Annotated in this window: 28 protein-coding genes and 1 pseudogene; 13 read left to right on the top strand and 16 right to left on the bottom strand. The window is 59.8% G+C overall.

What is annotated here, in order from left to right; translation table 11 throughout:
- The 3 genes from BLT75_RS15740 to BLT75_RS24880 form a co-directional block, all read right to left on the bottom strand.
- Positions 1-271 (bottom strand): transposase (locus tag BLT75_RS15740; RefSeq protein ID WP_143028577.1); only part of this gene is annotated, 271 nt, incomplete at its 3' end.
- A gap of 27 nt (positions 272-298) precedes the next feature.
- Entirely contained in the window at positions 299-469 is a 171-nt protein-coding gene (locus tag BLT75_RS24425) for a hypothetical protein (RefSeq protein ID WP_176828071.1), read from the bottom strand.
- Between the two features lie 441 nt (positions 470-910).
- Entirely contained in the window at positions 911-1,147 is a 237-nt protein-coding gene (locus BLT75_RS24880; protein WP_093033725.1) for a hypothetical protein, read from the bottom strand.
- A 153-nt stretch (positions 1,148-1,300) separates the two neighbouring features.
- On the opposite strand from BLT75_RS24880, the gene BLT75_RS15730 reads away from it, so the two are divergent.
- Positions 1,301-2,029: a Crp/Fnr family transcriptional regulator gene (locus tag BLT75_RS15730; RefSeq protein WP_093033775.1), complete on the top strand. Its 729-nt coding sequence runs from the start codon at positions 1,301-1,303 to the stop codon at positions 2,027-2,029.
- Between the two features lie 23 nt (positions 2,030-2,052).
- On the opposite strand, the gene BLT75_RS15725 is transcribed toward BLT75_RS15730, so the two are convergent.
- The 4 genes from BLT75_RS15725 to BLT75_RS15715 form a co-directional block, all read right to left on the bottom strand.
- Positions 2,053-2,217, bottom strand: a complete 165-nt coding sequence (locus BLT75_RS15725) for a DUF3309 family protein (protein ID WP_093033722.1) — start codon at positions 2,215-2,217, stop codon at positions 2,053-2,055.
- A gap of 75 nt (positions 2,218-2,292) precedes the next feature.
- The gene (locus tag BLT75_RS24420) at positions 2,293-2,433 is read right to left on the bottom strand and encodes a hypothetical protein (protein WP_176828069.1); all 141 of its coding nucleotides are present in this window, start codon (positions 2,431-2,433) and stop codon (positions 2,293-2,295) included.
- Between the two features lie 117 nt (positions 2,434-2,550).
- The gene (locus BLT75_RS15720) at positions 2,551-2,724 is read right to left on the bottom strand and encodes a CsbD family protein (protein ID WP_093033719.1); all 174 of its coding nucleotides are present in this window, start codon (positions 2,722-2,724) and stop codon (positions 2,551-2,553) included.
- A gap of 92 nt (positions 2,725-2,816) precedes the next feature.
- Positions 2,817-3,452: a YiaD family glycine zipper/OmpA-like lipoprotein gene (locus tag BLT75_RS15715; RefSeq protein WP_093033716.1), complete on the bottom strand. Its 636-nt coding sequence runs from the start codon at positions 3,450-3,452 to the stop codon at positions 2,817-2,819.
- Positions 3,453-3,748: 296 nt separating this feature from the next.
- Here BLT75_RS15715 and BLT75_RS15710 point away from each other — a divergent pair, with 296 nt between their 5' ends.
- Together BLT75_RS15710 and BLT75_RS15705 are read left to right on the top strand one after the other, a co-directional pair.
- Entirely contained in the window at positions 3,749-4,183 is a 435-nt protein-coding gene (locus BLT75_RS15710; RefSeq protein ID WP_281243173.1) for an AI-2E family transporter, read from the top strand.
- Positions 4,184-4,365: 182 nt separating this feature from the next.
- Positions 4,366-6,234 (top strand): OmpA family protein, encoded by a 1,869-nt coding sequence (locus tag BLT75_RS15705; RefSeq protein WP_093033713.1) that lies wholly within the window; start codon positions 4,366-4,368, stop codon positions 6,232-6,234.
- A gap of 305 nt (positions 6,235-6,539) precedes the next feature.
- Here the strand turns inward: BLT75_RS15705 and BLT75_RS15700 are convergent.
- From BLT75_RS15700 to BLT75_RS15680, 5 genes and pseudogenes are all read right to left on the bottom strand, one after another.
- Positions 6,540-7,300: pseudogene (locus BLT75_RS15700) on the bottom strand (transposase); the annotation flags it as partial.
- A gap of 276 nt (positions 7,301-7,576) precedes the next feature.
- A complete protein-coding gene (locus BLT75_RS15695; RefSeq protein WP_093033710.1) occupies positions 7,577-7,786 on the bottom strand; it encodes a hypothetical protein in 210 nt (69 codons plus the stop codon).
- 120 nt (positions 7,787-7,906) lie between these two features.
- On the bottom strand, positions 7,907-8,095 hold the full coding sequence (locus tag BLT75_RS15690; RefSeq protein ID WP_093033706.1) for a hypothetical protein: 189 nt from the start codon (positions 8,093-8,095) through the stop codon (positions 7,907-7,909).
- Between the two features lie 214 nt (positions 8,096-8,309).
- The gene (locus BLT75_RS15685) at positions 8,310-8,723 is read right to left on the bottom strand and encodes a hypothetical protein (RefSeq protein WP_245706557.1); all 414 of its coding nucleotides are present in this window, start codon (positions 8,721-8,723) and stop codon (positions 8,310-8,312) included.
- On the bottom strand, positions 8,720-9,145 hold the full coding sequence (locus BLT75_RS15680; RefSeq protein WP_093033700.1) for a hypothetical protein: 426 nt from the start codon (positions 9,143-9,145) through the stop codon (positions 8,720-8,722). Before BLT75_RS15680 ends, BLT75_RS15685 begins: the two co-directional genes overlap by 4 nt.
- A 444-nt stretch (positions 9,146-9,589) precedes the next feature.
- Here BLT75_RS15680 and BLT75_RS15670 point away from each other — a divergent pair, with 444 nt between their 5' ends.
- The 10 genes from BLT75_RS15670 to BLT75_RS15630 all read left to right on the top strand — a co-directional run bounded on the left by BLT75_RS15670 (position 9,590) and on the right by BLT75_RS15630 (position 16,068).
- Positions 9,590-9,934 (top strand): hypothetical protein, encoded by a 345-nt coding sequence (locus BLT75_RS15670; protein WP_093033694.1) that lies wholly within the window; start codon positions 9,590-9,592, stop codon positions 9,932-9,934.
- A 109-nt stretch (positions 9,935-10,043) separates the two neighbouring features.
- Positions 10,044-11,111, top strand: a complete 1,068-nt coding sequence (gene hflK, locus BLT75_RS15665) for an FtsH protease activity modulator HflK (RefSeq protein ID WP_093033772.1) — start codon at positions 10,044-10,046, stop codon at positions 11,109-11,111.
- Positions 11,108-12,196: a protease modulator HflC gene (gene hflC, locus BLT75_RS15660; RefSeq protein WP_093033691.1), complete on the top strand. Its 1,089-nt coding sequence runs from the start codon at positions 11,108-11,110 to the stop codon at positions 12,194-12,196. The genes hflK and hflC overlap by 4 nt, the downstream gene beginning before the upstream one ends.
- Before the next feature lie 23 nt (positions 12,197-12,219).
- Positions 12,220-12,540, top strand: coding sequence for a hypothetical protein (locus BLT75_RS15655; RefSeq protein ID WP_245706556.1), 321 nt, complete (start codon positions 12,220-12,222; stop codon positions 12,538-12,540).
- Positions 12,486-12,650: a hypothetical protein gene (locus tag BLT75_RS25205; RefSeq protein WP_342727716.1), complete on the top strand. Its 165-nt coding sequence runs from the start codon at positions 12,486-12,488 to the stop codon at positions 12,648-12,650. The genes BLT75_RS15655 and BLT75_RS25205 overlap by 55 nt, the downstream gene beginning before the upstream one ends.
- 319 nt (positions 12,651-12,969) lie before the next feature.
- Positions 12,970-13,449, top strand: a complete 480-nt coding sequence (locus BLT75_RS15650; RefSeq protein WP_245706555.1) for a hypothetical protein — start codon at positions 12,970-12,972, stop codon at positions 13,447-13,449.
- A 177-nt stretch (positions 13,450-13,626) separates the two neighbouring features.
- The gene (locus tag BLT75_RS15645) at positions 13,627-14,007 is read left to right on the top strand and encodes a transglutaminase-like domain-containing protein (protein WP_245706554.1); all 381 of its coding nucleotides are present in this window, start codon (positions 13,627-13,629) and stop codon (positions 14,005-14,007) included.
- Between the two features lie 132 nt (positions 14,008-14,139).
- Positions 14,140-14,277, top strand: a complete 138-nt coding sequence (locus BLT75_RS24415; protein ID WP_176828067.1) for a hypothetical protein — start codon at positions 14,140-14,142, stop codon at positions 14,275-14,277.
- A 76-nt stretch (positions 14,278-14,353) separates the two neighbouring features.
- Positions 14,354-14,887 carry a hypothetical protein gene (locus BLT75_RS15635; protein WP_093033686.1) on the top strand — a complete coding sequence of 178 codons (534 nt, stop codon included), beginning with the start codon at positions 14,354-14,356 and terminating at the stop codon, positions 14,885-14,887.
- A 254-nt stretch (positions 14,888-15,141) separates the two neighbouring features.
- Positions 15,142-16,068 carry a transglutaminase family protein gene (locus tag BLT75_RS15630; protein ID WP_342727714.1) on the top strand — a complete coding sequence of 309 codons (927 nt, stop codon included), beginning with the start codon at positions 15,142-15,144 and terminating at the stop codon, positions 16,066-16,068.
- A gap of 706 nt (positions 16,069-16,774) precedes the next feature.
- On the opposite strand, the gene BLT75_RS15625 is transcribed toward BLT75_RS15630, so the two are convergent.
- Genes BLT75_RS15625 through BLT75_RS15610 form a run of 4 tightly spaced genes read right to left on the bottom strand, consistent with a single transcriptional unit; the run spans position 16,775 to position 20,755 of the window.
- Positions 16,775-17,935: an alpha-hydroxy acid oxidase gene (locus tag BLT75_RS15625; protein WP_245706553.1), complete on the bottom strand. Its 1,161-nt coding sequence runs from the start codon at positions 17,933-17,935 to the stop codon at positions 16,775-16,777.
- Positions 17,935-18,678, bottom strand: coding sequence for an SDR family oxidoreductase (locus tag BLT75_RS15620; RefSeq protein ID WP_093033766.1), 744 nt, complete (start codon positions 18,676-18,678; stop codon positions 17,935-17,937). Before BLT75_RS15620 ends, BLT75_RS15625 begins: the two co-directional genes overlap by 1 nt.
- A gap of 10 nt (positions 18,679-18,688) precedes the next feature.
- Complete coding sequence (locus tag BLT75_RS15615) at positions 18,689-19,453, bottom strand: SDR family oxidoreductase (RefSeq protein WP_093033677.1); 765 nt, start codon at positions 19,451-19,453, stop codon at positions 18,689-18,691.
- Between the two features lie 3 nt (positions 19,454-19,456).
- Entirely contained in the window at positions 19,457-20,755 is a 1,299-nt protein-coding gene (locus tag BLT75_RS15610) for a M24 family metallopeptidase (RefSeq protein ID WP_093033674.1), read from the bottom strand.
- Between the last annotated feature and the right edge of the window lie 60 nt (positions 20,756-20,815).

The following is a 20,815-nucleotide window of genomic DNA, read 5'->3' as shown; positions in this document are numbered from 1 at the left end:
TGATCGTCTTGTGCTCAGTCCCCTCGGCAGCCAGGCCTGTCAGGATGCGGGCGAAGATGCCGTTATCGCTCCAACGCTTCCAGCGGTTGTAGAGCGTCTTCGCCGGGCCATATTCCCTCGGCGCATCGCACCATCGCAAGCCATTGCGATTGATGAAAATTATTCCACTCAGAACGCGCCGATCATCAACACGAGGCTTCCCGTGCGACTTCGGGAAGAAGGGCTTCAGACGCTCCATCTGCGCCTCGCTCAGCCAAAAAAGGTTGCTCATCATTCAGGTCTCCTTGCGGACCCTGAATCACGGCAGATGACCAAAATCAATGGGTCTGGAGCCTAGGACACAGAAGGATGCGGCAAGGGCGACGATCAGGATGCCGATAGCAGATGGCAGGCGGAAGACGATGTGATTTACCGCTCCGAACACGCCGGCGAACACAATCAGAAGCGTGCCGATCTGCAAGGCGTTCATCGGGACCTACGTTTTGCTGCCCGACGGTTTCCTGGCAGGCTTGGTTGGGCCATCTGGCTCGGGCCCACTCCAACGCGGAATGGTCAGCTTGTTGTCAGGCCGGCGCCCCGGAAGCCGTCTGTCACCGGTTGTATCGGACGCATCAGCACCTAGACCCAAACCCGTTCCGGCATGTGTGTCGTCAGATGAGCCACTTAAATCAAAACCGGGTCGGTCGATCTTTTGAGCGCCTTCGTCTGGTGGGTGCGGTTCGTCTTCTACGGCCTTCCCGCGCTTGTGTTCGCCGGTTTCGTCTGGGACCTTCAGGGACCGAGACTTAGGTGAAGTGGCAGGTTTTTCGTGATCTTTCATGGTTTTCCTCCTTTTGTAAATAATGGGGCCTGCTCTCCGAACTTGGTGAGTGCGCCATGTTGGCCTGAACCAGGCGCGCCATCTGTAGAGTCACCCCCTGCGAACAGAATTCCCTCCAGCAATGATCCTTCGGAGCAATGCTGCCGCAGCCTGGTGCCTTTCGACATCGGCCGCGGATCCAACGGCGTTCTCATGGGTGACAGCGGCATCCGTCAGAACGCCCATGATCTCTTTCTCGGGCAATATCCCGGCATCGTTCAGTGCGAGGAGCAAGGCCTCACAAACTGAGAGAGCTGCCATGCCTGAATACGTATGATCGTCCGTCATGGAGTATCGACCTTTCCGACGCCTGCGACGCGGGGGGGGCGCCTGTTGTTTACGGAACAGACTTGCAGGAACTCTGTTATGCTGGGCTGATCGACATCAGTCTTCGGGGCGATTTCTTTTGTTAGAAATTCGATGCGCGTCAAAGAGGGACAAATGATCGATAACACTCCGCTTGTCCGGAAGATTGGTGCATTCGTCGCACTTTCGGACCCCGAACTGTCGGTTCTTGCGTCCTTGCACAAGCGCCGCCGCACTTTCGTTGCGGGGCGCGATCTTGTCCATCAGGGGCAAACGGAACAGGCTGCCTATATACTCGCCTCTGGCTGGGCCTGTTCCTACAAGCTTCTTTCGGATGGTCAGCGGCAGATCGTGGATTTCCAGATCCCCGGCGACTTCCTGGGGCTGCGAAGTGTTCTTTTGCATGTCTCGGATCACAGCATTGAGCCGGTGACGGATATCGAGGTGACGGAGGTTCTTGTGGCCGACCTTCTGGACGCATTCACGCAAACGCCGCGATTGGCCACCGCGGTTCTGTGGGCTGCGTCCCGGGACGAGGCGATGGTGGTCGAGCATCTTGTGGATGTGGGGCGTCGGAATGCCGGCGAGCGAATGGCGCATTTCCTGCTGGAGTTTGGCGCAAGGCTTGCCTTGGTGGGCCTGGGGAACAAGGACGGCTATGCCTGTCCGCTGACGCAATACCACCTGGCCGATGCGCTTGGGCTGAGTGCCGTCCACGTCAACCGGGTGCTGAGGCAGTTGCGCGAGGCAGGCATGGTCACGTTTCGGGACGGGTTTGTCGCGTTCGACGACTATGACCAACTGGTCAAGTTCGCCCAGTTCGATCCATCCTACATGGATCATAAAGGGCCCATTCTCCGCTGACGTCTTTGCGCATTGGCGTGCCGTCAGATGCGACCCAGCAGCATCAGGATGACAACGATGATCAACACGGTACCAAGAACACCGGTCCCGGCATGACCGAAGCCGTAGCCATAGCCGCCGAAGCGCCCGCTGAACCCGCCGAGCAGAAAAATGACAAGAATGATGATCAGGATCGTACCAAGTGACATGGCGCTTTCTCCTATGTTGGGGCGCGCTCGTCATGCGAGACGCTCCGATGGTGGTATTGTCGGCAAGAGGTCGTTTCAGTTCCCCTCGATGGTCACGCCATGCTCGTTGATCTCGATGTCGATGCCGCTTTGGCGTTCCTTATAGTAGAGATAGCCTGCGCCGATGAGGCAGACGGCGAGCACACCGATCAGGAGGAGAAGCAAGTTCCGGCTCACCGAAATTGTCCTCGCTGGTACGTGGAGCTCTCGCGCAAGGCAGAACCGTGGTCGCAGGAAGGCCGTGCTGCCGGGACCATTGCCTGCGAATGAGTGGACGCTCGAAGCACTGGGGCTCTAGGCGTCACGGATCGTATCCTTGATGCCGCCAACAGCGTTCTGGACCTTGCCCTCGACCTTTTCGGCTTTGCCCTCCGCTTCGAGCTTGGCGTCGCCGACCGCCTTGCCGACGGCAACCTTGATCTTACCCTTCACGACCTTGGCCGAGCCGATCACCTGGTCCTTGTCCATTGCGTTTTCCTTTCCGAAGGTAGGTGGTCGCCAAATCCGTTGCGACCAGGAGTTATGCTGTCGGCTTTGCGTTGCTTGTGCATTGATGTAGGTCAGCGCGTCGGCGTGATCACGATTTCGACCCGGCGGTTCTGCGCCCGGCCGGCGGCCGTGGCGTTCGTCGTGATCGGCTCGCTGTAGCCGCGACCGGAATAGGTAGTCCGCGAAGAAGACACGCCATCGCGGACCAGAATGCGCGCCACGGCCAACGCCCGATCCTCGCTCAGCTGTTGATTGTAGGCGGCAGAGCCAACGTTGTCGGTATGACCTACAACACGAACCGTCGAATTCGGATGCGCGTTCAGTGAACGCGCGACTTCGCGCAGGGCAGGCCGGAAACTGGAGGCTACAGTGGCGGACCCTGTCGGGAAGGTCACGCCTTCGGGCAGGATAACACGCAGCTGGCTGCCGGTATTGGTGATGACCGCGCCGCTGCCCGCCAGTTGTTGATTCAACTCGTGTTCCTGTTGGGCCATGTTCGCCCCGATGGCGCCGCCCACCGCAGCGCCGATCGCTCCGCCGATGATGGTGGAGCGCGTATCATCCCCAATGGCGTTTCCGATGGCCGCTCCTGTCACACCACCGACAACCGCACCGGTTGCAGGTTGGTTCGGCGTGCCATCATTGTAGGTGCAGCCCGCCAGGGTGATGACGGTTGCCGCAGATAGAATTCCAGTGACTTTGAACATGGTTCTGTCCTTTTGGAGCGAGTCTTTCCAGAAGATGACGTGGTGCCATGTTCCTAACCCGGCGATTGAGTCTTTTTCGCCTCTCGTCCCAAGAGCCGCACTAACCCTGATTAGCCCACGGAAAAGAATGCTGTTGCGTCGTCAAACCCACGTCACAAGATTGCTCTGTGATCCCAATGTGTGGCGGCGGACATGACCTGTTTCACACCCACGGCGTTGTCGTTCGCGCCACGGTACGTGGGGACATTCTCGTATCCCTTTTGCAGGGCTGCCTTGGCGGACTGGGGTTCTAGTTCCTGGGGGTTCATGCTGTCATTTTGTGGACGGTGCTGATGTCTCTCCTGTCGCTGGTTCCAGTGTTCGGGGCGGCACTGGTCTGGGGACCGGTGGCAATAGATTTCCTTGCTAATGGAGTGATCTGGAAAGGAATTGCCCTGATGGTCTATGGCGTCATGGTCATCGGCCTGATCGAAAACATCACCCGGCCATGGCTTGTGGGGCAAGCAACGCGAATACCCCACTATGTCGTCCTGATTTCGACCATCGACGGGACCGCGACCTTTGGCATACAGGGTTTCATCATGGGTCCGGTCATAGCGGCCATGTTTATCGCGGTCTGGACGACATTTCTGGCGAAGGCCAAATCCTTTGGTATGTTGATGCAAGTTAGTGCGGCGCTGTGCATTGCAGAATTTTATGTAGTGGGGATGATGGGTGCTCGGTCGGCTTAGGGAATATGGCTTCGGTTTCGAATATGGCGTCGTGGGCGCTATCAGTGTGATCTTTATCGTTATCGTCGTTCTGGTCCTCACCGTTCGTCTGTAACGGGGTTCTTTAATTATTCATTGCTCTGCCTTTTTGCGCATCTCGTGGGTTGAATTGGCGGAGAATGATCAATCAATAGGAAGCGGACATGATCAAGAACAAACTGGATTCCACAACTGCACTGGTTCTTGTGCTGTCGTTTCTTCAGCCGCTGCCCGCACTGGCGCAGTCCAAAGCCGAAACGCCGGGAGCTATTCCCGAAGCGATGCTGGCCTCGACTCTCGCCTGTCTTGAGAGTTTCAGCGGCAAACCCAAGGCGGCTGAAGAGGCATGTCTTGAGGAGTTGAAACTCACTGGGATTGTCTGCGGTACAAACCTGCTTGAAGTCGATGATGCGGCGAACAAGAAGGACAAGAAAAACAGGGGCGAATCCAACGAAATTATAGCGGAGCGGATCGTGCGCGTAGCCAATGCCGAGGCCTGTTCAATTGAACAGGCTGCTGTCGACTCTGTGAAAGCAACGGAAGACGCGCAGGTCGCGGCCGATGCGAAGGCGAAGACCGATGCCGAAGCGCTTGCGTCAGCCGAAGTCGAAAAGGCTACCGAGGCCAAGGCTACCGCCGACCTGAAAGCTCAGGAAGCAGCAGACGCTGAACTAAAAGTAAAAGATCAAACTGACGCAAAAGCACAAGAAGATGCCTTAGCGGCTGCTTTGGCTGCCGCAAAGGCTGAGGCCGGGGCCGCAGACAAAGCGGCGAAAGCAGAAGCCAAAGCCGCGAAGGCTGCGAAAGCGCAGGCAAATGCCGACGCCCAAACGAAGTCGGAAGCGGAAACAACTGCGATCGTGGATGCCAAAGCCTTGGCGCAAGCCAAGAAAGCCGAAGAAACCGCAATCGCCGAAGCCGAGGCCCGCGCCGCCACCCAAGCCAAGGAATGTGTTGTCGAACTGGTCGACGTCAAAGGCGAAACACTTTGTGCCGATGATATGAGCCAGGCGGAGATCGCCGTCGTGACAGCCGACGCAACAGTTGGTGCCGATATTGAAGTGACAACCCAAACCGTCACCGAGGAGGCCACGCGTTCCAGCAGCGAAGAGTTTGTCGAGCCGAAGGTCAAGTCCAAGGACGGTGGCCTGAGCACTCTTGAAAAGGCCGGCCTGCTCGCGCTTGGCGCACTTGTTGTCGGGTCTGTTCTATCCAATGGGCAGAAAGTTACAGCAAAGACGGGCGACCGGGTCGTCGTGCAGGACCAATATGGCAATTTCAGTGTTCTGAAGGACGACGATATCCTCGTCCGCGAGGCCGGGTCCGACGTTCGCACGGAAACCTTCAGTGATGGCTCGACACGCACATTTGTCACGCGCCAGGATGGTGTCCAGATTGTAACGATCCGCGACGCCTTGGGTCGGGTTTTGCGCCGCACCAGGATTGATAGCAATGGCAAAGAGGTACTGCTGATTGACGACACAAGACGTTTCGAGCCGGTTGAAATTCAGGCATTGCCGAAACCGACTGTCTCTGATCTATCTTATCGTGACGCTACCGACAAGGACACCCTGCGCGAGGCGCTTCGGGCTGCCGAGCGTCGCGACCTCGGACGCGCCTTCAGTTTGAGCCAGGTCAGGGAGTACCGCGAAGTTCGCGACCTGGCGCCCGAAATCAATCTGTCAAACATTACCTTCAGAACCGCCTCCGCTGCTATAGAGCCTTCCGAGGCGGAACAGCTTCTGGAAATCGGTTCGCTGATGGTGGAGTTGATTACAAAAAATCCGCGGGAACTTTTCCTGATCGAGGGCTATACCGATGCTGTCGGTGACGAGAGCTACAACTTGCTTCTTTCGGACCGCCGCGCGGAAACCGTTGCGCTGGCCCTGTCCGAGTATTTCGACGTGCGACCCGAGAACATTGTCGTCCAGGGTTACGGCGAACGCTTTCCAATCGTTCCGACACTGGAAGCCGAGCGCCTCAATCGCCGGGTTGCGGTGCGTCGGATCACAGGACTGATCCAGCCAAAGTGAGATTTCCGCATAGTTTAAGATACTCGCCTCTCGGTGCGCGATTGAGCCAGCCTACGCTCCGGGCGCCGCAGCGATCGGTGTAGACGCGGACTCTCAACAACAAGCCGTTGATGGCCAAGCTCACATGCGGTTGCCGGGGACCCCGGCTGCACCATAATTCCGCATCCTGCGGACAGGGCTCGTGAGGACGGGACCATTCTTAACTACGGCATGTAAGGCCAAACCCTACGCCGGTTCGTCCCCCCGGATCCGCCGACACTGATCAGGTCCCGGTGGAATTGGTTGCTCGTCTTACAGGCTGGCGGTCAGGTGGCCTTCATTCGGGCGCCTTCGATAACAACGCTGGCTGTCACATATTTCCACAATGCGATAAGCAGCTTCCTGGCCAGAGCGACGATCGTGACTTTCCTGGCGCGGGGGCCGAACCGGCGGACCCTCTCGGCAAACCATCGCGCAAGCGCCGTGTCAGGTTGATGCCGCAGCCAAAGCCAAGCCATTTCCACGGAAATGGCGCGCAGACGGGGGGGTGCCCGCCTTCGAAACGCCCTGTTCATGGTTGATTGTGCCACTGTTCCAAGGCGTGGGGGCAAGCCCCGCATACGCTGCGACCTGGCGCCTGTTGGCGAATTTCCGGAACAGTCCTTTGGACCATAAGGCGCCGGCAAAACCAGGACCAATGCCCTTGAGCCCGAGCAGCATCCGAACCGGTTCCGGTGCGCAACCGTTGGCCGGAGTTTCTTCCAAGAGCGCGTCGCGTTCCGCCTTCACAGCCTCGATCTGCCGGTTCAGCAGCTCGATAACATCCAGCTCGCGCAAGGGCCAGTGCCTTCAGGTGTTTCGGCAACGGCCGCCCATCCCCCGTGCGCAGTTCCTCCAGCCGTTCACGGCGGTCCTTGTTCCGCGGCTCGTATCCGCCGACCCCTTGCGAGAAAAACAGCCCTTACAGCCGGTTCACATGACGGACGTGCTCTCCAATCAGCGTCTTCAGCTCCCAGCAGGCACGTCGGCGATCCTCTTCTTCCGGTGACGGAGCGCAAACCATCGAACAAACCCGCGGTTCGCCCCGTTACCCTGCGGTGTGCCCCGATGGTGACGTTTCCGGCACGAGGCCGGTCATTTCAGATCCCCTCGATGGTCATGCCATGCTCGTCGATTTTGATGTCGATGCCGCTTTGACGTTCCTAATATTAGAGATAGCCAGCCCCGATAGCGCAAACGACAAGCGCCCCAATCAAGACGAACAAGAAGTTGCGACTCTTCACGGTCTTCCTTTCATCTTTCCAGTGTTAGGCGTGTCCGAGGGAACGCGTATGAAGCGCTCACTCCGATGGTTTTTGCCCCACTATTCGTTGCGGCAGCCGGGCACGTTCAGGTCTCTGCAAAGGTAACCCGCAGCGCCGCCGATAACAGCGCCGGTAACAGGGCTTCCGCCAGTTGCTCCGGAAATCACTGCACCGCCTGCAGCACCGGCAATACCGCGTTCTGTATCGTTTCCGAGACATCCGCCGAGACCAATCAAGACCGGCAGGAGAAGAATGGCTTTGAAGTACATCTGATAATCCTTTGATCTGTTGGACGAAAATCTGTTAGATGCTCCGAATGGATTTGGCTCGTGCGCGGTCGCCAAGCGGGTGTCGCAGAGCGACCGCGCATTTAATTCAGACGGGAAGCTTTACGCGAGAGCGTGCGTTGCTGCGTCCAGTTCTTTGTTCGTGTCGGTGTCGTTCTTCGCCGTGTTGGCCTTTTCGGCTGCCTGGTAGTGCTTCAGCGCCGCATCCTTCTTCGGGCCAGCGGGCGCCTTGTCCCAAGCGGCTTTCACGGACTTCATCTTCTCGGCAGTCTTGTTCTGTTCGGGAGTCATTGGAATTGTCCTTTCCTGGACGTTCCGAGAATAAGAAGCGTGTCGACATGCGGTCCTTTGGGGATCGACACGCCCACACGCTTCTCAGGTACTCGGAAAAAGATGCACCACCAAATACTCGGCGGGCACGTCTCACCTAAACGGAGTCGGCGCCCCGCCGCACTGACGCAGGTTAGCCCCGGCGCCTGCGGCAGGTCGGTTGCCTATGCGCTTCTCAATTCACCGCAGTTTGCTGGTGGGAAATCCTCAGCCAGGTGTCCTCATCGTTAAGATAGGTTGAGGCGCAGAGCGCCTTGTAGATTGGCACGTCGGGCTTCTCCGCCGAGACCCGATAGGTGAGAATGGCGATGTCATGACATCGCATCACGCGCCGTTCGGCCATGGCAACGGAATGCCATCCGGTCCTTTCACGAAGATGGGTCCAGATCTGGTCGCCCTGGAGGATGCCGGGCGGATAGGGGAAGACCATGACGGCGTTGGTCGCTGTCGTTGCCCGCGCGTTGTCGGCGCCACTGGTCCAGAAGTGTTCCTCCATGTCCCAGAGTATGCCCTGTTCGTGTGGAGAAAGCGTACCGGACTTGTGCGCTGCATGGGCCGGTCTCGTCGCGGTCGCGGTTGAGACGGTCATTCGCCTGACCCCGACCCGCCAACCATGAACATCTGAAACAGTACAAAGATGATCGCGAGTATCGCCCAGATCGCTCCGCTAGTGCCCGGGCGGCCGTCGGCCACCGTGGAGGCAGCGCGCTGCAGGGCAGCTGACGTCTGGCCTTCGGGAAGCAGCTGGCTCAGGTCTCGTGCGATCTTGCCGTGATCGCTTGCGAGCGCGGGTACGTCCCGAAAACGAGCAAGCAGCGTTCCCAAGCGTGCTTGCGCGTCGTCGCGCCCAAGCGTGACCAGTTCAGCGGTTTCTTTCCATGGATCGAGGCCGAGGCGCGCGAGTGTGGAGAGCACAGACACGGCATAGCCGTTCCGGTCCTTGCCGACCGACGCATAGAGAAATCGATCGAACTCGGGCGGGTGCGGGTTGAGAACATCGGGGGCGGCCATCGCCAATCCTTTCAAGGGTTGCAGGAATGCAGATCATCCCTGTTTCGCAAAGGATACGCGCAGGTCGGTCCCCGCGCCCTTACACAGGTCAGTGCGGGCGAGCGCCTCCAGGGAGGTCGCAACCGGTTCGGTGCCCGGGACTAACATGCGATAGCGCCAGTCGAACGTTTCCGATGTACAAGAGGAGAAATCGTTCGACTGGTCGGTCCCGGCCTCCAAGGGGCCGTCAACAGTGGCGAGCGACGGATCTGCCAACATCGCGGAGATCAGAGATGAACATGCGGTCGACCAGATCGACGGTGACTTTTTTTAAACCCGTTCATCTTGCCGGGATACCCGGGCGATTTCCGAAAGCGACCTGAAAGAGGTGCTGGGCCGGGATGCGGCCACGACCGAAACGAACAATCACAGCGAGGCGGCGCTTTCTCCGAAGGAGGACTTGAAATGAATACTCCCAAATGGCTCAAACCGGGCATCTATGGTGCCGTGATCGGTGCTGTCTTTGTCGGCGTCGTCGGGTTTACATGGGGTGGCTGGGTGACCGGCGGCACTTCGCATGACCGGGCGGTGGCGATGTCCCGTAACGATGTCGTCGCCTCAATGGTACCGATCTGCCTCGACATGGCGCGGTCAGATCCAGCTCGGGCGGACAAGCTTGCAACGATTCGGGCAGCCTCGACCTACCAGAGGCGCGACGCTCTCATGACAGCCGGCTGGGCGACGATGCCAGGAACCGATGCCCCAGACCGAGACATTGCGCAAGCCTGCCTGACGGAACTGGAACTCTGAGGTCTTGCTGTTCAGAGCCGACGATGTGATGGCGCAAAACGGGTCGCACCGTCAAACGCGCGAGCCACGCATCGCCCCGAGCGCCGAAATCGAGAGAGAGGAGCTTGCGATGCCTGCTGATGACAATGGACAGGAAGATCGCGGACCTTGGAAAAACAAGCAGACCCGCGTTCCCCCTGAGGTTGACGCAATTCTCAGGCGGGGCCGGGATCGGCTGCACGGCATTCTGCCGGACGGTCTGCCGCCGGTGAAGCGTCTTGCGATCGGGGCCGCCATTGCGCTTGCGGCGTTTGGGGCGTGGTCCTCATATTACACGGTGCCGAGCGACTCCGTTGCGATTGTCCAACGGTTCGGGAAGTACGCGGCCGAGGTCCCTCCGGGGCTGCACTTCAAGATTCCATTCGGGATCGACGTAGCTAGTTTGGTTCCGGTCAAGCGCCAGCTAAAACAAGAGTTCGGGTTCACGACTCCGGGTGCCTCCGATCCCTATCAGAGCCCGACGGACGGTCGCCGCGAAACCGAGATGGTGACTGGCGATCTCAACGCCGCGCTCGTGGAGTGGGTGGTGCAGTACCGGATTTCCGAACCTCGGAAATTTCTGTTCGAGGTGCGTGAGCCGAGCGCGACCCTGCGTTACGTCTCGGAGTCCGTCATGCGCGAAGTTGTGGGAGACCGCACAGTCGACGAGGTGATCACCGTCGGGCGCCAAGAAATCGAAAGCGAAGCCCTGCTGAAGATGCAGGCGCTCGCGACCAAATACGCGATGGGCATCAGTATCGATCAGGTGCAGCTGAAGAACATCAATCCGCCCCAGCCGGTTCAAGCCTCGTTCAACGAGGTCAACCAGGCACAACAAGAGAAGGAGCGGATCATTAACGAGGCCCGCCGCGAATACAACCGCGTCATACCTCTGGCCGAGGGCGAAAAGGACCAGCGCATCCGCGAAGCCGATGGCTATCGCTTGAGGCGGATCAACGAAGCCGAGGGCGATGCGGCCCGGTTCACGGCGCTCCTGACGGAATACCGCCAGGCTCCCGAGGTGACCCGGCGCCGGATCTACATCGAAACCCTGCAGGATGTTCTGCCGGGAATTGGTTCCAAGATCATCGTCGACGGGTCCACGGCAAGCATCCTGCCGCTTTTGAACCTGGATCGACAGACAGGAGAGCATCCATGAAGACCATTTCGCTTATTGCCTCGGGGATCGCGGTTGCCGGGGTCGTCGCTGCGTCATCCGCCGTCTACACGGTCGGCGAGGTCGAACAGGCCATCATCACCCAGTTCGGCAAGCCGGTCGGCGCGCCGATCACCGAGGCCGGTCTCAAGTTGAAACTCCCCTTCGTTCAGGAGGTTAACCGGATCGACAGCCGGGTTCTGGAGTGGGACGGCTCGCCATCGGACATGCCGACCAAAGACAAGCTCTATATCTCGGTCGATCTCTTCGCGCGCTGGAAGATCACCGACCCCCTGCAATACTTTCTGCGCCTGCGCGACGAACGCAGCGCCCAGTCGCGCCTCGACGACATACTCGGCAGCGAGACCCGGAACGCCGTCGCCAAGCACGAACTCATCGAGATTGTGCGGACGACGAGGGGGCGGACACCACTTCGGGATACGCTTCTGACAGACCAAGAGCTTGCGCAGGACATTGGCGCCCTCGTTCCAATCACCAAAGGGCGGGCGTTGGTCGAGCAGCAGATCTTCGAGGCGGCGGCGGAAAAGGTGCGCGTCTTCGGGATCGAACTTCTCGACATCCGCTTCAAACGCATCAACTACAACGAAAGTGTACGGCCCAAGATCTACGACCGCATGATCTCGGAGCGGCGGCAGATCGCCGAACGCTTCCTATCCGAAGGCAACGGTGAAGCGGCCCGTATTCAAGGCAACAGGGTGCGGGATCTGAACAAGATCCAGTCCGAAGCCTATCGTGCCGTCGAGGAAATCCGCGGTACCGCCGACGCCGCAGCAGCAGCAATCTATGCGGGCGCCTACAATGTCGATGCCGTTTCGGTCGAATTCTATGATTTCACCCGAACTATGCAGGCCTACGGCGACATGATCTCCGACGACACGACGCTTGTCCTGACGACGGACAGCGATCTGTTCCAGTTCCTGCGCGGCATGCAGGGCGGGGCAGACCCCGTCCGCGACCCCGGCAGCGTCCCAGGCGATGGTGACGTGGCGTCAATCGGCAGGGCCCGACCAGCGCAAGACCCCGCGACGCCAATCGTGACACAGACGGAGGTCGAAGCAGGCCCGTAGGTTCATGGTGGAAGGCTTCAAGCATGAATAGAGGGTACCAAGCGGGAGCGGTAGCGGTAGACAGGGCGGTTCCCCCACAGGAAGACGACGGCGCAGGGCGCGGCGAAAGGTTGTTTGCCCTGGGTCTGTTGCTGGTTGTGATCGTGGCCATTACCCTCCTCGCTGTCACATTCGAAATCGTGGCTATCTATCGCCTTGGCACAATCCTGCTTGCCGATATTCTGCTGATGTTTCTCTATCTTGAAGTGATCGGAATGGTTGCGTTGTATTACGCCAAACGCAATTCTGTATTCGTGTATCCAATTTTATTGCGATCCCTGCGGTCGGACGGCTGGTCGTCCTGAAGGGCAAGGAATTAGCGCCGGAAAACATACTGATCGAGGCGGCCGCCATTCTCCTCCTCTCATTGTCCGCACTCGTCATCATCTGGGCCATCGGCAAGCAGGCAACATGATGAGACTAACGCGAGATTTCATGCAGGCTTTTTGGGGTTTCCACATATGAAGTGAATTGGGCTACACCGAAGGCAGAAGGACCTACTCATGCCGGAAGCACCTTGATGACACTTGGACTGCCGAGGCCGGTTTCGTTCCGCTTCTGAGCAAGAGACGCCTACTTAATTTTCGTGCCCCTAACCTGCGTCAGCACCCGATGTCCGCCTGGATGTTAGGTGGATGGCAAGAGCTGGATTGCGACGAGGCGACGGCCTCCCTGTCGACGCTCGAACACACGATATCCAGCGTCGCACCACGAAGCGTGAAGGATGATAAGCCATGACATCAGTCAAATATCTTACCAGAACGGCAGCAGAGACGACCGATCTCGAACGGCGCGTGCTGGCCCATGAACGGATCCTGCAGGCCCTGATCGCCTACATGGCTCGTACCGAGCCGCGTTTCGTCGACCACCTGCGAGAACGGTTCGTCGAGCCGATGCGTATGGCCCGGCACGAACATGACCACCGCGAAACGGACGACTACGCGGAAGAGTTCATTCGCGCCGTGATGCTCCTCGGAGAAGAGCGCACGCGCAATGCGAAGGAGCCGGACATGACCGACAAGCAACCCGTGCCGCCGAAAAGCAAAGGAGAACAGGGGTCTTCTATGGTCCGGCCAGCGCAGCGCGGTGGGGTTCAAGTGCGCGAAAGAAACGGCATTTGGGAGGTGCAGGTCGATGGCAAGTTCCGCGGCGACTACCACCAGAAGGAGCATGCTCTTGCAGCGGCGGCCTTGCACAAGTTGTCTTTGCGATGACCGGTAGCACCCACCCGACAATCCCGCAGGACTTCGCGATCCAGGTGGCCGAGAACGAAGGCACTCCATCGAAATCGAATTTCAATGCCTCCCCACCTAAGGTCGAGCGCACCCGACGGCTGTTCGAGACCTCGGCCCCCGGTTGGTCACGCGTTCGGGCGATCTGTGATTTCGTGTATGGACATGTCCGCGCGACTATATGCAGGCGAAGGCGACGCGCACCGCATCGCAGTCCCTCGCCGAGCGACAGGTGTCTGCCGCGACTTTGCACATCTTGCCATCGCGCTGTGTCGTTGCATGAACATTCCGGCCCGCTGCTGCAGTGGATATCTGAGTGACATCGGGGAGACTCGTCCTCATCCGCCCGGGGACTTCGCCGCTTGGATGGAGATTTTTCTCGCCGGTGAATGGCACATGTTCGACCCGCGGAACAAAAAACCGCGATTTGCGAGAATTCTGATCGCGCGCGGCCGCGATGCCGCCGATGTCCCTCTAAACCAGACCTTCGGCCAGAACACTTTGACGGAATTCAACGTCTGGACGGATGAATTGGCCTGACTGATTTTGGCTACCTTTTCGATGCACCATCGTAATTCGGGTCGTTAATCCTCATATAGATATTACCGATGCTAGGTATCCCGGTCCGACATGGACGAGGAGTTGGCGTCGGCCAATCAAAGGATCGATGACATGTCCTTCAAAGACCTGACCGCCAGGGCCGCGGCCGCAATGAAGCCGAAGCCTGTGGAGACCGCGAAGACCCCTGCCAAGGAGACCGAGCCCAAGGCCGCTGGCAAGGAAGCACCCGCGAAGTCCAAGACATCTTGAGACGTACAAAGGTTACGCGCCTCATACCTATGAGGGGCGCGGACCATCCACAGCAACAAGGGAAAGGAACGCGCCAATGGAAGATCTGACGAGCAAGACCGTTGCGGTTTTTTCCCGGCCCTTCACTGTTCCAGGCTTTGACGAGACGCTCGCGGCGGGAGAGTACGAGATCGAAGCGGAGGTTCCTTCACCCCCTGATCAACGGGACCCCGAAGCCTGGAAAGCCTCCGTCCTGGTGAAACTTCATCCCCGGATATCGCATCCGGGGCTTGCGCGGACTCTGACCGTTTCCCTTGCCGACCTGGACCATGCACGCGCCAAGGACAAGCTGACGGGCAGGGCGTTGACCGACTTCTTTTTGGAGGAAATGCTGGCTGATCCGATGATACGTCTCATGATGAAGGCCGACGGCGTCTCCGAGGCGCACTTGCGACATCTTTACTCCGGGCTTGGGACGCCTGATCCCGGCTCAAATGCTCCGACTTCGAAGACGACCACCCAAAGGAGACGGGACGATGAGGCAATCCGGACCGCCGAAAACGAAGGCATGCCTTCACGACCGGACCCGCCGCCGGACTTGCGCACCCGGCTGGCAGCGGGACAAACGTGATGGCGGACGAGGCCCTCTCTGAAGTTGTTGCGCCGGAAATCGCGACCGCGAGGGCCTTGGGTGACGTTCCGCAAGACCGCAAATGCCTGCGATGCGAAACCTTGTTCTGGAGCGAAGGCTTCGGAGAACGGATTTGTCGGCGCTGCAAGGGGTTGAACGCCTGGCGAAACGCCGTGCCTGCTAGCCCGGGCGCATCTCGCCGCCGATGATCCCCATAGGCGCGCGCCGTCTTCCTCGAACCGTACGGGAACACAATTCTGGCCTGTCTCGACATCGTTCACACCACAACCTATCGATACCGTAACGTGGTCTCTCTCGGACCGCACAGGTTGATGGTGCATCCCCGCGAAACTCGGGAACTGCGACTACTTGCGCATGCCCTGCCCATTTCTCCGACGGCGACGGTAACCTGGGCTCATGACGTGGCCGGTAATACCATCGCCACCGCCGTCTTTGACGGCCAGACAGATCATCTGGTGATCGAGAGCCGCGCCACCGTGGAGCTCACCGCGCCAGCGTGGCCGGTCTTTGCAATTGCTGCCTCGGCTGCCCAGTATCCCTTTGTCTACGCCGCAGATGAATGGACGGATCTGGGCGCGTTGACGGTACCGCAATACTACGACCCAGACAGCCACCTGGCCCGATGGGGCGAGGGATTCGTCATGGCACGCCCAACCGACACGCTTTCTTTGCTGAAGGACGTCAGCAACGGTGTGTTCAGCAAGACGTCGTACCAGAGCCGAGACACCGAAGGCACCCAGTCACCGATCGAGACGCTCGAACGGCGATGCGGCTCGTGCCGTGATTTCGCGGTCCTGCTCGCCGAAGCCGCGCGCACGCTTGGACTCGGTTCCCGCATAGTGTCCGGCTATCTGTCCGATGCGGAAGAAAGCCTCCTTGGGTCTGCGGGTTCCGGGTCCACCCATGCCTGGGTCGAGATATTTGTCCCCGGTGCCGGATGGATTGCCTTCGATCCCACAAACCGGAGCTTCGGGTCCCGGAACCTGATACCACTCGCCGTGGCCCGAAACATCGCACAGGTCACCCCAGTGGCAGGCAACTTTATCGGATCGTGCGTCGATTTGCTCTCGATGGAGGTACTAGTAAGAGTGGAGAGTGCTTCGGCTCAAGACAACTCGCTCCTGCCTCAAAGAGGCGGGACGGACATCTCGCTTGTCTGATGGCGTTTCGGTGGGACTGGCTTGCGGCTGCTGGTTTAAACCTCTCAATAACAATGCCTTAACGGCCGGAGAAGGTTTGACGCCAGACCCGTCCCCTCCGCCACTTGCCCCTGCGAAAGCGTTCTCCCGATCCGGCTGCGGCTGGATTTTTGCGTTGTTTTAGAGGGTTATGCGGGAGAAGCTGAGCACTAGCCTAGAGGGCGGAGTGTTCAAAGCGTTCTCTCTGCCCCGATACTCTCTAAAGCTGATGACTGCGCCGATTTAGTAAATTTATGATAAGCATTTGAAGTTAAACAGATATATCTATGGATCACCTTGATACTTCGATCTCGGTGGCGAGTGTCGAGAAAGGCCTGAAATCGAACGTTCGCTCGTACGACAGCGAGAGGGAGGCTGGATATTTTTGCTACGAAGCAAATCAACCTTTTCGATAGGGGGACAGGGAGCGTGAATTCGCCGCGATGCAGCAAGGTTTTCGGCAACCGCCAATGCGGACCTTCTTTACAACGAACCGACCCCCCGCACCTCTACCGGCAAGATCCAGAAATTCGCCCTACGCGATCAGGCGCGGGCGCTTCAGGAGGCATGAACTTGCGAAAGACGGTTTTGCCTCGCTGACAGCGACTCAGGAGCCGATCCGGCAACAGTTAACCGCTGGCGGACTGTATCTACGGTCCGCTCACAGCTCTTGCAGGACCGCGCGCCTTTACGGACGATTGCGCGAAACTGCGGTGACGAGATGCTCGGGACCGACGTCGGCCATGGCAGGCACACCCAGCTGTCCCAACGCGCGGACCAATTCCAGTTTGAGGATATCCATCGCGCGCGCCGCCCCTGCCGCACCACCTGCGCCCACTCCGAAGGCAAGCGCCCGTCCCGCAAGCGCGAAATCTGCTCCAAGTGCGCGGGCGCGCAAGAGGTCCGCGCCGCGCCGGATGCCGCTGTCCACGATCACCGTCATCTTGCCTGACACAGCCTCGGCGATTCCGGGCAGCACCGCCACCGTACTGGGCCCAAAGGCGACCTGACGCCCGCCATGGTTCGACACGACGATCCCGTCACAGCCGAGTTCGGCGCAGCGTTTCGCGTCCTCCGGGTGCAGGATTCCTTTGACCAGAAGCTTGCCCTTCCAGCGGTTGCGCAGTTTCCTCAGGTCGTCCCAGGTAAATCCCGGCGTGATCAGGGTCTTTTGCACCTTTGCGTAGGAGGTCGCGCTTTGAAGCAAGTCGGCGTAATTCGCCACGTTGGGCGTGCCGCAGCGCAGACTTGTCAGCGCCCAGCGGGGGTGCATTGCGCATTGTGCGATGACCTCGGGGGTAAAGCGGAAGGGCACGGCAAGCTGATTACGGATGTCGCGGTCGCGCTTGCCTGCGGCGGGCACGTCCGCAGTGATGAACATCGTCGTGTAACCTGCGGCTTCGGCGCGGGAGATCAACCCTTCGGTCACGCTGTCGTCGCCCGAGACGTAGAGCTGGAACATGCCGTTGCCGTCGGCGGCCTCGGCCAGCGCTTCGAGCGTGGTTGAGGCGGCGGAGGACGCCACGTAGGGGATGTTTTCGCGTTTGCACAGGCGCGCAAGGATCAGATCGGCTCCCGGCCAGAACGCGTTGAGCATTCCAATGGGTGCCATGCCGAAGGGGGCGTTGTAGGTCTGGCCAAACAACGTTGCACGTGTGTCGATCTGCGACACGTCCACCATGTAGCGCGGGGTAAGTTCGATGTCTTCAAAGGCTTCGACGTTGCGGCGCATATTGCGCTCTGACTCCGCCCCGCCGTCCACAAGGTCGAAGGCAAAGCGCGGGATGCGCTGCCGCGCCATCACGCGCAGGTCGTCAATGCAGGCGGCGCGATCAAGCGGGCGGGCCATCAGATCGACCACCCGCCATCGACGGCAAAGGCCTGTCCGGTCGTAAACGCCGATCCGTCGCCCGCCAGATAGCAGACCATCTCGGCAATTTCTTCGGGTTTGCCAAGGCGGCCCATCGGCTGCCGATCCTTAAAAGCTGCCAGCGCCGCGTCGAAATCGCCGGTGGCACGCAGACGGTCTTCGAGCGAGGGGCTCTGCACCGTGCCGGGGCAAATGGCGTTGCAGCGGATACCCTGTTTCACGAAATCGGCGGCGATGGATTTTGTCATGCCGATGATCGCAGCTTTGGACGCGCCATAGGCGAAGCGGCGCGGCGCGCCCTTCTCGCTTGAAACGATGGAGGCGATGTTGACGATGGAGCCTGCGCCCCGGTCCAGCATCCCGGGCAGGACGGCCCTGGTGATGCGGTAGAGTGCCTTGGCGTTCAGTGCGAAAGAGCGGTCCCAAGCCGCTTCGTCGCAGTCGAGGATGGAGCCGTCATGCACCCACCCGGCGCAGTTCACCAGGACCTCGATGCCTGGATAGGCGGCGACAAGGGCGTGCACCGCTGCGCTGTCCAGCACGTCGAGTTGTCTGGCGGTAATGCCCTGCGTTCCTGTGGCGACGGCCTCAACCGCCGCGCCGTCGATGTCGGTGGCGATCACCTTTGCGCCCCGCGCCGCCAATGCCTCGGCGGCGGCGCGTCCGATGCCGTTTCCGGCGGCGGTGACGAGGGCGGACTTTCCTGCAAATGTCTGTGTCATGGTTTCTCTTTCATCTCGCCAGCCAGCCGCCATCCACGGTCACGACGCTGCCATGGCAATAAGCGGCAGCATCAGAGGCGAGGAACACGGCGGCCCCGGCGATTTCATGCGGTTCGGCAAAGCGGCCTGCCGGGATACGCTCCAGCAGCGCCATCGACCGCTCGGGATCGTCGCGCAGCGCCTGCGTGTTGTCCGTGGCGGTGTAGCCCGGAGCGATGGCATTCACGTTGACGCCATGGCCAGCCCATTCGTTGCACAGCGCCTTGGTCAGGCCCAAGACTGCGTGTTTCGACGAAGCGTAGGCCGGCACGCGCAGGCCGCCTTGCGATCCCAGCACCGAAGACACGATCACGATCTTGCCAGACCCCTGCCCGACCATTCGTTTGCCAGCCGCTTGCGACAGCAACCAGACGGAATCGAGATTGACGGACAGTACGCGCCGCCAGTCTTCGAACGGCATATCGGTGCTGTCTCCGCGGTGGATGATCCCGGCATTGTTCACCAGAATATCCAGCCCGCCGAGTGCGTCGGCGGCAAAGCCGACCACTTCCCCGGCGGCGGGTTCGTCCATGCCGGTGAAATCAGCTTTCACCGCCACAGCCTTGCGCCCCATGGTCTCGATCTTGGCGATGGTTTCCTCCGGGGCGTGACTTCGATAGGTCAGCGCCACATCGGCACCCGCGTCGGCAAGGGCAAGGGCTATGCCCTTGCCAATGCCGGTTGCGCCGCCGGTGACAAGCGCGCGTCGCCCTGTCAGGTCGAACGGGTTAGCCATCGCTCAGTACCGGTTCGCAATGGGCAGGTCTTCGGCGGGGAACAGGCTGATGACTTCGCATCCGGTTTCCGTCACGACAACTTCTTCCTCGATGCGCGCGGCACTGTATCCGTCGGCGGCGGGGCAGTAGGTTTCCAGCGCAAAGACCATGCCGGTCTGGATTTCCATCGGGTGATCAAGCGACACGGCGCGGGAAATGATCGGGCGTTCGTGCAGCGCCAGACCCAGACCGTGACCGAATTGCAGACCGAATGCAGCGTCCTCGTTCGGGAAGCCGAATTCCTCGGCCTTGGGCCAGACTTCCGCGACTTTGTCGGTGCTCACGCCCGGTTTGATCATGGAGATCGAGGCGTCGATCCACTCGCGCGCCTTCACGTAGGCGTCGTTCTGCGCTGGCGTCGCGCGGCCGATGTTGAAGGTCCGGTAGTAGCAGGTGCGGTAGCCTTGATACGACTGGAGAATGTCAAAGAACGCCTGATCGCCTGGGCGGAAGAGCCGGTCGGTGAAGTTATGTGGATGCGGGTTGCAGCGCTCGCCGGAAATGGCGTTGATCGCCTCGACGTCGTCCGAGCCCATCTCGTAGAGCATCTTGTTCGACAGGGCGACGATGTCATTCTCGCGCACGCCGGGTTTCAGCTCTTCGTAGATCATGTGGTAGACGCCATCGACCATGGAGGCCGCCTGCGTCAGCAGCTGGATTTCGTCCCAGTTCTTGATCTCACGCGCGGCGAGCATGATCTGCTGGCCATCAATGACGTTGAGGCCTTCTTCTTGCAGGGCGTGGAACATGGCGGTTTCGGCGTAATCGACACCGACCGGCATATTGCCCATGCCGGCATCACGGATCAGCCCGGCGATCTGCTTGGCGTATTTCTTCATCAGACCAAATTCGGGCGGAATTGTCCCTCGCATGCCGACAACGCCGGCAAGGCAGTGCTCGGGCTCCAGCCAGTCGGAATAGCGCTTGTGGTGTTCCGCCGCCGAGCCAAAGTCCCAGACATAGGGGCTGTCATCGCCGGTCAGCAGGCAGAAACGGCACATCTTGTCCCGTTCCCATTCGCCGATCTTGGTGGCGGACACATAGCGGATGTTGTTAACATCGAACAGCAGCAGCGTACCTGCAGGTGAGTTCTGAAGCGCCTGTCGCGTCCGCGCCAGGCGGTAGCGGCGCAGGCGGTCGTGGTCGATCCGGCGTTCGAAATCGACCGACATGTGGCCCCATGCGGGCAGCTTGTCGCGCCACTCCCAGTTGGGTTCCAGATCTTGCGGGGTGAGCATGTTCGGCATCAATGCGCGGGACATGGGGATCTCCTCCGGGCGGCGGATGCGCGGCCCGTTGATTGTGTGAAGTTAAGGAATTTC

It is taken from the genome of Ruegeria marina (assembly GCF_900101475.1).
Taxonomy (GTDB): domain Bacteria; phylum Pseudomonadota; class Alphaproteobacteria; order Rhodobacterales; family Rhodobacteraceae; genus Ruegeria_B; species Ruegeria_B marina.
The sequence above is the reverse complement of the archived record's forward strand: the minus strand, read 5'-3'. Positions and strand labels throughout refer to the sequence as shown.